13 protein-coding genes are annotated in these 12,950 nt (G+C 32.0%); all 13 read left to right on the top strand.

The window, feature by feature from the left end; translation table 11 throughout:
* The first annotated feature begins 63 nt into the window (after nucleotides 1-63).
* Nucleotides 64-1,485: an NCS2 family permease gene (locus G9F70_RS16585; protein ID WP_164944238.1), complete on the top strand. Its 1,422-nt coding sequence runs from the start codon at nucleotides 64-66 to the stop codon at nucleotides 1,483-1,485.
* 150 nt (nucleotides 1,486-1,635) lie between these two features.
* Nucleotides 1,636-2,790, top strand: coding sequence for an aminotransferase class I/II-fold pyridoxal phosphate-dependent enzyme (locus G9F70_RS16580; protein WP_187352967.1), 1,155 nt, complete (start codon nucleotides 1,636-1,638; stop codon nucleotides 2,788-2,790).
* A gap of 208 nt (nucleotides 2,791-2,998) precedes the next feature.
* Nucleotides 2,999-3,877 carry a YicC/YloC family endoribonuclease gene (locus tag G9F70_RS16575; RefSeq protein WP_164944237.1) on the top strand — a complete coding sequence of 293 codons (879 nt, stop codon included), beginning with the start codon at nucleotides 2,999-3,001 and terminating at the stop codon, nucleotides 3,875-3,877.
* Between the two features lie 14 nt (nucleotides 3,878-3,891).
* The gene (remA, locus tag G9F70_RS16570) at nucleotides 3,892-4,164 is read left to right on the top strand and encodes an extracellular matrix/biofilm regulator RemA (RefSeq protein ID WP_124998964.1); all 273 of its coding nucleotides are present in this window, start codon (nucleotides 3,892-3,894) and stop codon (nucleotides 4,162-4,164) included.
* Nucleotides 4,164-4,775: a guanylate kinase gene (gene gmk, locus G9F70_RS16565; RefSeq protein WP_164944236.1), complete on the top strand. Its 612-nt coding sequence runs from the start codon at nucleotides 4,164-4,166 to the stop codon at nucleotides 4,773-4,775. The genes remA and gmk overlap by 1 nt, the downstream gene beginning before the upstream one ends.
* Nucleotides 4,768-4,986, top strand: coding sequence for a DNA-directed RNA polymerase subunit omega (gene rpoZ, locus G9F70_RS16560; RefSeq protein ID WP_124998968.1), 219 nt, complete (start codon nucleotides 4,768-4,770; stop codon nucleotides 4,984-4,986). Before gmk ends, rpoZ begins: the two co-directional genes overlap by 8 nt.
* Nucleotide 4,987: 1 nt before the next feature.
* A complete protein-coding gene (coaBC, locus tag G9F70_RS16555) occupies nucleotides 4,988-6,178 on the top strand; it encodes a bifunctional phosphopantothenoylcysteine decarboxylase/phosphopantothenate--cysteine ligase CoaBC (protein WP_164944235.1) in 1,191 nt (396 codons plus the stop codon).
* 47 nt (nucleotides 6,179-6,225) lie between these two features.
* Complete coding sequence (gene priA / locus G9F70_RS16550; protein ID WP_164944234.1) at nucleotides 6,226-8,427, top strand: primosomal protein N'; 2,202 nt, start codon at nucleotides 6,226-6,228, stop codon at nucleotides 8,425-8,427.
* 19 nt (nucleotides 8,428-8,446) lie between these two features.
* On the top strand, nucleotides 8,447-8,899 hold the full coding sequence (gene def / locus G9F70_RS16545) for a peptide deformylase (protein WP_124998974.1): 453 nt from the start codon (nucleotides 8,447-8,449) through the stop codon (nucleotides 8,897-8,899).
* A 1-nt stretch (nucleotide 8,900) separates the two neighbouring features.
* Nucleotides 8,901-9,830: a methionyl-tRNA formyltransferase gene (gene fmt, locus G9F70_RS16540; RefSeq protein ID WP_164944233.1), complete on the top strand. Its 930-nt coding sequence runs from the start codon at nucleotides 8,901-8,903 to the stop codon at nucleotides 9,828-9,830.
* A 16-nt stretch (nucleotides 9,831-9,846) separates the two neighbouring features.
* Entirely contained in the window at nucleotides 9,847-10,524 is a 678-nt protein-coding gene (locus tag G9F70_RS16535) for a zinc metallopeptidase (protein WP_164944232.1), read from the top strand.
* Between the two features lie 29 nt (nucleotides 10,525-10,553).
* Complete coding sequence (rsmB, locus tag G9F70_RS16530) at nucleotides 10,554-11,882, top strand: 16S rRNA (cytosine(967)-C(5))-methyltransferase RsmB (protein ID WP_164944231.1); 1,329 nt, start codon at nucleotides 10,554-10,556, stop codon at nucleotides 11,880-11,882.
* A gap of 20 nt (nucleotides 11,883-11,902) precedes the next feature.
* On the top strand, nucleotides 11,903-12,949 hold the full coding sequence (gene rlmN / locus G9F70_RS16525; RefSeq protein WP_164944230.1) for a 23S rRNA (adenine(2503)-C(2))-methyltransferase RlmN: 1,047 nt from the start codon (nucleotides 11,903-11,905) through the stop codon (nucleotides 12,947-12,949).
* Nucleotide 12,950 lies beyond the last annotated feature (1 nt).

Here is a 12,950-nt window from a genome sequence, read left to right as displayed (position 1 = left end):
AAACGAAAGATAAAATTGTAATCATTACCCAAGATATAATAAAATACAGAATAGGGGATAAATATGAAATCAATAAAAAACAAGGCCAAAGATTCTATATTTGAAAAACTTTTTAAACTAAGAGAAAATAATACATCAGTTAAAACAGAAATACTCGCTGGTATAACTACATTCATTACCATGGCGTATATTATATTTGTAAACCCTAACATTCTCAAATTTGCTGGAATGAATCTACCAGGGCTAAAGGGAGATGGGGCAGCAGCATTTAATGCTCTAAATGACCCAATTGTAGCATCAGTTTTTGCTGCTACATGTCTTGCAGCAGCAGTAGGTACTTTTGTAATGGCATTCTATGCTAATTTGCCCTTTGCACAGGCACCAGGAATGGGACTCAATGCATTCTTTACATATAGTGTATGTTTAACACTGGGATATACATGGCAACAAGCCTTATCGGCGGTTCTTATATCTGGAATTTTATTTATAATAATAACGCTTACTTCAATAAGAGAAAAAATAGTGGATGCGCTGCCACAAAATTTAAAACTCGCTATTTCAGGTGGTATTGGTCTGTTTATAGCACTTATAGGTTTTAAAAGTGGTGGTATCATCGTAGGAAGTAAAGAAACTCTAGTAACATTTGGTAACTTTACAAATCCAAGTGCAATAGTAACATTAATAGGCATAACTGTTACGGCAATACTTATGGCTAGAAAAGTAAAGGGATCTATCCTATTTGGAATCGTCATAAGCGCAATAGTAGGAATTCCGTTTGGAATTACTAAACTCTCAGGAATTCAAGTATTTAGCGCACCACCATCTCTTGCACCTACATTTATGCAATTTGACTTTGCAGGTCTTTTAGGAGCAGGTTCCGGTAAAGGATTATTTGCAGCAATAATGAGTGTAATAATGGTTGTAATAACCTTTAGTTTAGTAGATTTGTTTGATACCATAGGAACCCTTGTAGGAACAGCAACAAAAGCTAACATGCTTGACGAAACAGGTAGAGTGAAAAATATGAAAAAGGCATTGATGTCAGATGCAGTAGCTACTACGGCAGGAGCATTCATGGGAACAAGTACTGTAGTAACTTATGTTGAATCTACAGCAGGAGTTGCCGAAGGTGGAAGAACAGGCCTTACATCAGCCACAGTTGGAGTGTTGTTTTTATGTTCATTATTCTTTAGTGGACTTGTAGGAATAGTACCAGCTGAGGCTACTGCTCCAGCACTTGTAATAGTTGGAGTGCTTATGATGAGTTCAGTGACTAAAATAGATTTTGAAGATTTTACAGAAGCACTTCCAGCATTCTTTACTATAGCAATAATGCCTTTTAGCTATAGTATAGCAAATGGTATAGCAGCAGGAATTATTTTCTATCCAATAGTAAAAGTAGCAACAGGAAAGAGGAAGGAAGTAAGCCCTATAGTTTATGTTTTAGCACTATTATTTATAGTTAGATTTATTATATTACCCTAAGGGAGAATATATTTATACACCACTTATTAATAGATAAAACAGTTAAGAAGAGTTTTAAGCATACTCTTCTTTTTTTTTATAAATAAAGTACTGTAACAAAGTTAGTACCACTTGAATAACATAATAAAAAATTGTGTAAAGGGTGATATTATGAAAATAAATAATAGACTATCAAATGTTAATGAATATCATTTTAAAAAAATTGAGGACATGAAAAATAGAGCGATTCTAACGGGTAAAAAAATTATTGACTTGAGTATTGGAGATCCAGATTTAGAAGTTAATTTGAAAATCACAAGTGCTCTAATAGATGGATTAAAAGATTATAGGTATAATAATTATCCACCCTATGATGGCGTAATTGAACTTAAAAATGCCGTTATTAAATACTATAAACAGGTTTATTCTGTAAGTCTAGACTCCGATGAAGTAATAATTCTTATAGGCTCAAAAGAAGGAATAAGCAATATTATTCCAGCGGTATGTGACATAGGAGATACTGTAATAGTGCCAGAACCTGCATACCCTGTTTACAGGATTTGTTCCAAACTATGGGGCTCTATACCTTATACTGTACCTTTAACGCCAAAAAACGGATATATGCTAGATTTTAATACTATCCCTGAAGAGATAATTGCTAATTGTAAACTTATGTTTATAAATTATCCCAATAATCCAACTGGTGCTGTAGCAAGTTGTGAGTTTTATAAGAGTATTATAAAGTTTTCTTATGATAATAATATTGTTTTATGCAATGATTCGGCATATAATGAGATAATTAAGGCAGATAAAAAAGCCGTTAGTCTTATGCAGTATGATATAAAAAGGCAATGTGTTGAGTTTGGAACATTATCTAAAACATACAATATGACAGGATATCGAATAGGATATGCTGTTGGTAATGCTAGAGTAATAAATGCTCTTTTAAAGGTGAAAAGTAATTGCGATTCTGGGCAATTTATTCCGGTGCAAAAGGCCGCAATTGCTGCTCTTGATTTAGAACGAGATTATGTTTACAATATGAGAAAAATATATGATGAAAGACGAGAAGCTGCTAAAAGTGTTTTACTACAAAAAAACATTAATTTTTTTGATGCAGAGGGGACTTTTTATTTGTGGTGCAAAACACCTGACAATTATACAACTAACAAGTTTTGTGAAGAGCTATTGATTAATAATGGAATTGTGGTTACGCCTGGTAATGCTTTTGGAAAACTTGGATATGATTATTTCCGTATAGCATTGACTAAAGATAAGGTTATTATTGAAGAAGCTTTAAAATCTCTAAATAAATGTGGTGATTAATAATATTATTGGTATAATATAAATTATATAGGAAATATTTTATTATAAGTGTGAACTATTTTTAAAATACATTAAATTACAATAAAACAGTATTTTTTTAATAAAAATCCTGATAAAAGTGACAACTTATAATTTTAACTTGAAATTGTAGTGAGAGTTTATGTATAATTGTAAGGGTTCACAATGAACATTGGAAGGATGCGTTGTTATGATTAGGAGTATGACTGGGTTTGGGAGAGGGAACTGCGAAAAAGATGGTAAAAACTTTACCATTGAGATTAAAAGTGTTAATCATAGATATTTCGAAACTAATATAAGAATGCCTAGAGCATTAGTATCTTTTGAGGATAAAATCCGAAAAATAATTGGTGAAAAAGTAAAAAGAGGAAAACTTGATGTATTTGTAACTCAAGGCAATTATGATAAGGACGACGCTTTTGCTAATTTGAATGAAAAATTAGCTGAAAGTTATATGGAATGCTTTCGAGTTTTAAAGGAAAAATATAATCTAGAAGGCGATATATCAGTCTCTCAAATAGCGAGATTACCTGAGGTAATAACTCTTAAACAAAAGGAAGAAGATATCTCAGAAACCTTTGATGCCATTGAGCAATCATTAAATGAAGCCCTTGAAGCTCTTCTTTTTATGAGAGAAAGGGAAGGTGAAAAATTACTAGAGGATGTTATAACTAAATGTGATTTTATAAGTGGGCTTGTTCAAAAGGTTAAGGAAAGATCACCCTTTGTTTTTAATGAGTATAAAGACAAACTAACTCAAAGACTAAATGCTCTGAATAAGGAAGTTGAATTTGATGAAAATAGAGTTGCCATGGAAGTCGCAATTTTTGCGGACAAAGCTGGAATTGATGAAGAAATTGTAAGATTAAATAGTCATATACAGCAAATGAGGGAAACGCTAATTTTAGACGAACCAATTGGAAGAAAGCTTGACTTTATTATTCAAGAAATGAACAGAGAAACTAATACAATAGCATCAAAAGCAAATGATTTAGAAATTTTAAATACAGTAATCAATATGAAAAGCGAAATAGAAAAAATCAGAGAACAAATACAAAACATAGAATAAACAGGAGGCGCGCAATGAGTATAAAATTGATAAACATAGGTTTTGGGAACATTGTTTCAGCAAATAGATTGGTAGCCATAGTTAGCCCTGAATCAGCACCAATTAAAAGAATAATTCAAGAAGCAAGAGATAGAGGCATGCTAATAGATGCTACTTATGGAAGAAGAACCAGAGCAGTTATTATCACTGATAGTGATCATGTTATTTTATCAGCTGTTCAACCTGAAACTGTTGCACACCGGTTATCTGTTAAAGATGAGGAACATATAGATGAGGTCGAGGAATAATGATGAGTAAAGGGCAGCTCATTGTTATTTCAGGACCTTCTGGTGCTGGTAAAGGAACTGTATGTAAGGCAATTCTTGAAAAAAACAATTTTTGGGTTTCGGTGTCCGCCACCACAAGATGTCCAAGAAAGGATGAAATAGATGGCACAAACTACTATTTCATAACCAAAGAAGAATTTCTACAAAAAATTGAGAAAGATGATTTTCTTGAATATGCAGAAGTTTATGGAAATTTTTATGGAACACCTAAATCAGAAGTTTTAAAAGTATTAGATAGCGGCAGGGATGTAATACTCGAAATAGATATTCAAGGTGCTCTTAAGGTAAAAACAGCTTATCCAAATGGTTTATTTATTTTTATTCTTCCTCCATCTATGGAGGAATTAAAAAATAGAATTACAAATAGGGGTAGTGAAACCCCAGAATCTTTAATTACTAGATTTACATCAGCTCATAAAGAAATTAGTTTTGTATCAAAATATGATTATGCAGTTGTAAATGACACTGTAAGTACTGCTTGCTTAAAAATTAAAAGCATTATAATTGCAGAAAGATGTAGAGTAGATAGAATGAATGGAGATTTTCTAAAGGAGGAAATTATTAATGAATAATTCAATGATTAACCCATCAATAGTAAATTTATTAGAAAGAGTTGACAACAGATATTCTTTAGTTGTAGCAACATCAAAAAGGGCAAGACAAATAATAGAGGGTCAAAGTCCACTTGTACATGTGGATTCAACTAAACCTGTTACTATAGCTATACATGAGATTTATGAAGGAGCTATTGTGGCTATTACAACAACAGAAGGAATAAAATAGTATGGAAAATACAAAAACAGTAGTTATTGGTGTAACAGGAGGCATAGCAGCATATAAGGCTTTAGATGTTATTAGTAGATTAAGAAAAGAAAATGTTTGCGTACATGTTATCATGACTAAAGCGGCGTTGGAATTTGTAAACCCAATAAGTTTTCAAACACTAAGTCAAAACATGGTGATTCATGATATGTTTGAAGAGCCTAGAGCTTGGGAGATACAACATATAGCTCTTGCTAAAAAAGCTGATTTGCTCCTTGTAGTTCCAACAACTGCCAATATAATTGGTAAAGTTGCAAATGGGATTGCAGATGATATGCTTACTACTACTATTATGGCAACAGTGGCACCGGTGATTTTTGCACCAGCAATGAATGTAAATATGTATAATAATAAAATAGTACAGGATAATATTAAAAAGCTTGAGGACTATGGGTACGATTTTATATACCCAACCTCAGGAAGGTTGGCCTGTGGTGACATAGGACAAGGAAAATTAGCAGAGGCCGAAGAAATTGTTGAAATAATAATGAGTAAGTTGTATCCAATAAAAGATATGCTGGGAACTAGAGTTTTGGTCACAGCAGGACCAACAATTGCACCTATTGATCCTGTAAGATTTATAACAAATAGATCAACAGGTAAAATGGGATATGCAATTGCAAAGGAAGCTATAGATAGAGGAGCAATTGTAACTTTAATATCTGGTCCATGTCATGAAAAAGTACCTTTTGGCGCAAATGTCATAAGGATAAATACTAATGAGGAGATGAGGGCAGCTGTAATAAATAATTATGAAGACAGTGATATAGTTATAAGTGCAGCAGCTGTAGCTGACTACAAACCTAAATGTTATAGCAGTAGTAAAATAAAGAAAAGCGAAAATGGATTAAACATAGAATTTGTACGTGACAATGATATTTTGAAAGAATTAGGAATCATCAAGAAAAAGCAAATATTGGTAGGATTTGCAGCTGAAAGCAATGACTTACTCCAAAATGCAAAAGCAAAGCTTTTGAAGAAAAATTTGGATTATATAGTTGCCAATGATATATCAAAAGCAGATGTTGGTTTTGGAACTGATGATAATAAAGTAATTATACTAAGTAAAGATAACAGTCCAATAGCATTAGATAAAATGGCAAAAAAACAAGTCGCTAGGGAATTGTTTAGTTTAATAAATAAAAAGCGCTAATGCGCTTTTTTATATTATAGAAAATTATAAATTAAAAGGGTGATTGTGTGTATCAGTATGCTGGAGTTGTGGTGAATAACGATTCTGTTCAAGTAGATAAGATTTTCACATATAAGATACCTATTAGTTTGATAGGAAAGGTCCTTTTGGGATTTAGAATAAAAGTACCATTTGGCAGGGGAAACAAGACATTAGATGCTTTTGTATTAGAATTATATGAACAATGTGACAATGTGAATAAAATTAAGGATATAGCCAGCATTTGCGATGAAATGCCACTGCTTAGATTAACTGATATCGAACTTGTAAAGATTATGAAAAAAAAGTACCTTTGTACATATTTGGAGTGTATAAAAGTTATTATTCCAAGAGGAATAACAAAAGGTATAAAGAAAAAGACCATGCAAGTATTAATTGTAAGTAGAGAGTTAGAAGGGAAATTCTTAAATGAGCCTTATAAAAACATCTATGGGTTAATACAATTGAATAATATGAAATATAACAAAAGTGAATTCAGTAAAAATTTCAATCAGTCACTGTCCTCAATTAATACCATGATTAAATATGGATTCTTAGCCACTCAGGAGATTATAATTAATAGATATAATGAAAAAAACTATTCTAGATACGAAGAAAAAATACTAAATGAGAAACAGCAACAATCAGTAGATTTTATAATAAATTCTAACAAGAAAAAATTTTTAATGCATGGAGTTACAGGTAGTGGAAAGACTGAAATATATATGAATTTGGTTAGTTATATGTTAAAAGAGAACAAACAATCTATAATTTTGATACCAGAAATATCTTTAACACCTCAAATGGTAGAGCGCTTTAAAGGCCGATTTGGACGTGATATAGCAGTTTTTCATAGTAGGTTATCAGATGGTGAACGATTTGATGAATGGATGAGAGTTAAGTTTGGTAATGTTAAAATAGCCATTGGTGCAAGATCTGCTATATTTCTGCCCTTTGAAAACTTAGGATTAATTGTTATAGATGAGGAACATGAACTCAGTTATAAATCAGACAGTGACCCCAAATTTGATGCTCGTGAAATAGCTTATATGAAATGCGAACTAGAAAACTGCAAATTATTACTCGGTTCAGCTACCCCCTCTATTGAAAGCTATTATAGGGCTTCCATAAAGGAATTAGAATTGATTACTATTAATGATAGGGCGGATGGTGCGGCCATGCCCAGTGTAGAAATTGTTGACATGCGGGAAGAACTCATGAAAGGCAATCGTTCAATATTTAGTAGGTTGCTACATGAAGGTATTATCGAGGCTCTAAGTAAAAAAGAGCAGGTGATATTATTTTTAAATAGAAGAGGTTTTTCAACCTTTGTATCTTGTAGAAAATGTGGATATGTTTTTAAATGTAAAAAATGCGATATCTCATTAACTTATCATAATGCAGGGGAGTATTTAACTTGCCATTACTGCGGTGAGAAAGAGAGAATTAGTAAAACTTGTCCTAGTTGTGGAAGTAGTTATGTGAAGTATTTTGGAGTAGGAACAGAAAAAATTGAACAAGAAATTAATAGAATTTTTCCAAGTGCAAAAACTCTAAGAATGGATTTTGATACAACACGGAAAAAAAATTCTTATGAATATATATATAATACCTTTAAAAACAGAGAGGCAGATATTTTAATTGGAACTCAAATGGTGGCTAAAGGTTTAGATTTTGAAAATGTTACTTTGGTAGGAGTAATAGCTGCAGACTTATCCTTAAATTTGCCAGACTTTAGGGCTTTTGAGCGAACATTTCAACTTCTAACTCAAGTCTCAGGAAGATCTGGTAGAGGTAAAAAAGAAGGTAGCGTGGTTATTCAGACATACAGTGCAGATAATCCTACTATACAATATGCCGCAGCTAATGATTATGATAGTTTCTATAAAAACGAAATTATGATGAGAAAAGCTATGGATTATCCACCTTTTACAAGAATCCTAGTCATAACTATGAGCTCTGAAGATGAAAATTTGTTAATAAAAAGTATACAGAATGTTGGCATAAATTTAAAATATAAGCTTGAAAATAATGATAAAATTACATTACTTGGACCTTGTCCTTGTGGAATTTCTAAAATTAAAAATTTCTACAGGTGGCAAATTATCATTAAAGGAAATATTGAAGAAACTACAGCGCAAAATATAAAGAATTTAGTTTATGAATTAGTTAAAAATATTTATAATAATATAAGGGTTAGTATAGATATTAATCCTAGCAGCATGTTTTAAGAAGCAAGGAGGTTTTTGTATGGCTATAAGAACAATTAGAAACTATGGCGATGAATTATTAAGAAAAAAAAGCAGAGTGGTAGATGAAATTAACCCAAGGATATTATTATTAATTAAAGATATGGAAGAAACGATGTACAATTCTAAGGGCATAGGTCTTGCAGCACCACAGGTTGGAACTTTAAAAAGAATAATAGTTATTGATGTTGGAGATGGACCTATGGCACTTATTAATCCAGAAATATTAGAAATGCAAGGTTCAAATATATCTAATGAAGGTTGCCTAAGTATACCAGGGGTACAAAAAAATGTAGAGAGGCCTGAAAAAGTAACAGTGAAGGCAATAAACGAAAAGGCTGAAGAAATAATAATAAACGGAGAAGGTCTTCTTGCAAGAGCCCTCTGCCATGAAATTGATCATTTAGATGGTATTTTATTTGTAGATAAAGCAATAGACGACGAGGAGAAATAATATGAAGATAATTTTTATGGGTACACCAGAATTTTCAGCAACTGCCCTTCAAGAACTTATAAATGAATTTGAGGTTTCAGCAGTTTTTACTCAGCCAGATAGACCTAAGGGTAGAGGCAAAAATCTAGCAATGTCCGCAGTTAAACTTTTAGCGAACTCCTATAATATACCAGTATATCAGCCTTTAAAACTTAAAAAAAATGAGGAAATGATAGAGGTAATAAAAAATTTAAAACCAGATTTTATTGTAGTAGTAGCTTTTGGTCAAATCCTTCCAAAAGAAGTATTGGACATTCCTAAATATGGATGCATAAACTTACATGCATCACTATTACCAAAGTATAGAGGCGCCGCTCCTATAAATTGGTGTATAATTGATGGCGAGTCTAAAAGTGGAAATACAACTATGCTTATGGATGTTGGACTTGACACAGGGGATATACTTTTAACAGAGGAAATAGAACTAACAAATACTATTACGGCCGGTGAATTGCATGATATTCTGATGAATAGTGGTGGGCAGCTTTTAATCAAAACGATAAATGGTATAGTAAATAATGAGGTGCAGCCAGTTAAACAAGAAAATGAGCTTAGCTCCTATGCAACCATGCTAGGCAAGGAAATGGCTGTGATAAATTGGGAGCATAGTAGCGAGAACATTCACAATTTCATAAGAGGGTTAAATTCATGGCCTATTGCTTACACTCATTATGAGAATAAGGTAATGAAAATATATAAATCAAGAGTAATAAACGAGCAGTCAAATAAAAGTAGTGGAAGTATTATAGAGGTTTCAAAAGAGGGATTAAAGGTATCAACGGGTAGTGGTGTTCTACTTATTGAAGAGATACAATTTCCTGGCAAAAAACCACTAAAAGTTAAAGATTATATAATAGGAAATAAGATAGATGAAGGTGTGGTTTTAAAATAAAGAGAGGTGAAGTAATATGTTTTTTTATGATAGTACTATGATCATATTATTACCAGCTATAATTATATCGGCCTTAGCACAGTTTAAAATTAAGGCATCCTTTAGTAAATATTCAAAGGTAAATAGTGCAAATGGTTATACAGGAGCACAGGTAGCTAGAATGCTATTGGATGATGGTGGTATTTTTGATATACCAGTGGAAATAGTAGGCGGAAAACTTACTGATCATTATGACCCTTCTAAACGAGTTATGAGACTCTCTCAGGAGGTCTATAATGGGACTTCAGTTGCAGCTATAGGAGTTGCAGCGCATGAAACTGGGCATGCGATTCAAGATAAAGAAAATTATGCACCTTTAAAAATAAGGAACGCTATAGTGCCGGTAGTTAATTTTAGTTCTAATGCATCCTGGTTACTATTTTTAATGGGAATAATTTTAAGTGTTCCTTCTTTAGTAAATATTGGAATTATATTATTTTCGGGGGTAGTAGTATTTCAGTTAATTACCTTGCCCGTTGAATTTAATGCATCTAGTAGAGCCCTTACAATTTTAGAATCCAGAAGTATACTTTATGGAGATGAAATAAAAGGAGCTAAATCAGTATTAAGCGCAGCAGCTATGACATACGTATCTGCAGCAATTATGGCAATTTCTCAGCTTATACGTCTTGTTCTTATAAGTCGGGATAGATAAATAATTTAATGGAAAATAGAGGTAAAAATATGAATAATAGTAGGTTAGTAGCAATTGTAGTTATAGAAAAAGTAATAAATGAAAATGCATATTCTAATATAGTTTTAGGCCTGGAACTTAATAAATCAGATTTAAATGATAAAGATAAAGCACTAGTTACAGAGATAGTTTATGGTACTTTAAAATATAAATATACTATAGATAAAATACTCAGTAGCTTTATAAAAAAAGGTTTCGAATCCTTAGATAGTTTTGTTTTAAATATATTAAGAATATCAATTTATCAAATTAGGTTTTTAGATAAAATACCTAGCTTTGCTGTGGTTAATGAGGCTGTAAACTTAACAAAAAAGATGAGTAATGCGGGAGCTGCACAATTTGTTAATGGAGTACTTAGGAACTACTTAAGAGATGATGCAGCAGTGTACTATAATGAAAAAAATGATATTGAAAGATTATGTTTTGAGTATTCCTTCACTAAGGCTTTAGTTAAACTTTTTATAAAACAATACGGTATTATAACCGCTGAAGAAATTCTAAGTGGCTTAAATAAAAAACCTGATGTTACAGTTAGAGTTAATACTCTGAAATTAACTTATGAAGAAATATGGGAAAAACTTATAGAAAATGGGTATAATATAGAAAAAGGTTACGCGTGCCTTGATGCAATACGAATTATAAAAGGGAAAAATATAGAGAATAACCTTTTATTTAATGAAGGCAGCATTACAGTTCAGGATGAAAGTGCAATGCTTACAGCTCATTCTATGGACCTTGCACCAAATCTAGAAGTATTAGATCTTTGTAGTGCGCCAGGTGGAAAGACGACACACATTGCAGAAATCATGAGAAACACAGGACACATTTCTGCATTTGATATCCATAAAAACAAGTTGTCCTTAATAAAAGAAAATTTAGATAGAATAGGAATTATAAATACAACTTGTGATGTTATGGACGCTACGATTTATGATCCGAATCTTTTGGAATCTGCAGATAGGGTACTTATGGATGTACCTTGTTCCGGTCTTGGGATTATTAGGAAAAAACCTGAGATAAAGTGGAGTAAGCATATAAAAAATATAGAGAATATAGTACATACACAAAGAAAAATAATGGAGAATGCTTCTAAATACCTGAAAAAAGGTGGAGTGCTTGTATATTCAACATGCACCCTTAACAAGGAAGAAAATGAAGGCAATATTGATTGGTTTATAGAAAACCATCCAGAGTTTAAAATTCAGCCAGTATTTTATGGTGATCTGAAGAATATAAACTATAGTGATAGTGGTTATGTAACTATATTGCCAAATGAGTACATGGATGGATTTTTTATAGCCAAAATCGTAAAATTATAAAATGGTGGTAGGTGTATAAAATGACAAATATTTTAGACTTAAATTTAGCAGAGCTAAAACAATGGATGAAAAGTAATTCCGAGAGTGAATTTAGAGCTAAACAAGTTTCAGACTGGATTTATAAGGGCATTTGGAAATTTGAAAATATGAATAATATTCCACAAGCTACAAGAGAAAAACTTCAAAGTAATTTTTATATAGGAATACCGGAGCTTGTAGAAGAATATACTTCAAAAATAAACGATACAAGAAAATACCTTTTTGCACTAAATGATGGTAATTTAATTGAGTGTGTTGTTATGAAATATAAACATGGAAATTCTATATGCATATCCACTCAAGTTGGATGTAGGATGGGATGTAAATTTTGTGCTTCTACCATTGGAGGACTTATTAGAAATCTAACAACTGGAGAAATGTTGTCTCAAATAATGAAAGCGCAGCATCTAATTGGCGAGAGAATTTCTAATGTTGTACTAATGGGAAGTGGGGAACCCTTTGATAACTTTGAAAATGTTATCAAATTTCTGGATATTGTGAATTCAGAAAACGGACTTAATATTGGTCAAAGACATATAACTATTTCTACTTGTGGTATTGTAGCAAAAATAAAAGAGTTTGCAGATATGAATATGCAAACAACACTAGCTATTTCACTTCATGCAGCTACAGATGAAATTAGAATGAGGAGCATGCCAATTGCAAATAAGTATTCTATTGCAGAAATTATTGATGCATGTAAATACTATATAAATAAAACCAATAGAAGAATAACTTTTGAATATGCTCTTGTAGCGGATCTTAATGATACCACGAGAGATGCGGAAAAATTAAGTGTTTTACTAGAGGGTATGTTATGCCATGTTAATTTGATCCCAGTTAATGAGATAAAAGAGAACGAGTTAAAAAGATCTTCAAATGATGCTATTTCTAGATTTAAGGATGTACTTGAAGCTAATAATATTCAGACAACAATAAGGCGCGAAATGGGCCTAGATATTAATGCGGCATGTGGACAGCTTAGAAGAAGCTACATTAAGGGGAATAAGGTTAATGAGGGGGTGTAGA

This window comes from Clostridium sp. FP1 (assembly GCF_011065975.2).
Classification (GTDB): domain Bacteria; phylum Bacillota; class Clostridia; order Clostridiales; family Clostridiaceae; genus Clostridium_AD; species Clostridium_AD tagluense.
The sequence above is the reverse complement of the archived record's forward strand: the minus strand, read 5'-3'. Positions and strand labels throughout refer to the sequence as shown.

Excerpts from the sequence above, each read along its gene's own strand:
- fmt (WP_164944233.1), top strand. The coding sequence starts at position 8,901 with ATGAAGATAATTTTTATGGGTACACCAGAATTTTCAGCAACTGCCCTT.
- G9F70_RS16585 (WP_164944238.1), top strand. The coding sequence starts at position 64 with ATGAAATCAATAAAAAACAAGGCCAAAGATTCTATATTTGAAAAACTT.
- G9F70_RS16580 (WP_187352967.1), top strand. The coding sequence starts at position 1,636 with ATGAAAATAAATAATAGACTATCAAATGTTAATGAATATCATTTTAAA.
- gmk (WP_164944236.1), top strand. The coding sequence starts at position 4,164 with ATGATGAGTAAAGGGCAGCTCATTGTTATTTCAGGACCTTCTGGTGCT.
- remA (WP_124998964.1), top strand. The coding sequence starts at position 3,892 with ATGAGTATAAAATTGATAAACATAGGTTTTGGGAACATTGTTTCAGCA.
- rpoZ (WP_124998968.1), top strand. The coding sequence starts at position 4,768 with ATGAATAATTCAATGATTAACCCATCAATAGTAAATTTATTAGAAAGA.
- def (WP_124998974.1), top strand. The coding sequence starts at position 8,447 with ATGGCTATAAGAACAATTAGAAACTATGGCGATGAATTATTAAGAAAA.
- G9F70_RS16535 (WP_164944232.1), top strand. The coding sequence starts at position 9,847 with ATGTTTTTTTATGATAGTACTATGATCATATTATTACCAGCTATAATT.
- rlmN (WP_164944230.1), top strand. The coding sequence starts at position 11,903 with ATGACAAATATTTTAGACTTAAATTTAGCAGAGCTAAAACAATGGATG.
- coaBC (WP_164944235.1), top strand. The coding sequence starts at position 4,988 with ATGGAAAATACAAAAACAGTAGTTATTGGTGTAACAGGAGGCATAGCA.
- G9F70_RS16575 (WP_164944237.1), top strand. The coding sequence starts at position 2,999 with ATGATTAGGAGTATGACTGGGTTTGGGAGAGGGAACTGCGAAAAAGAT.
- rsmB (WP_164944231.1), top strand. The coding sequence starts at position 10,554 with ATGAATAATAGTAGGTTAGTAGCAATTGTAGTTATAGAAAAAGTAATA.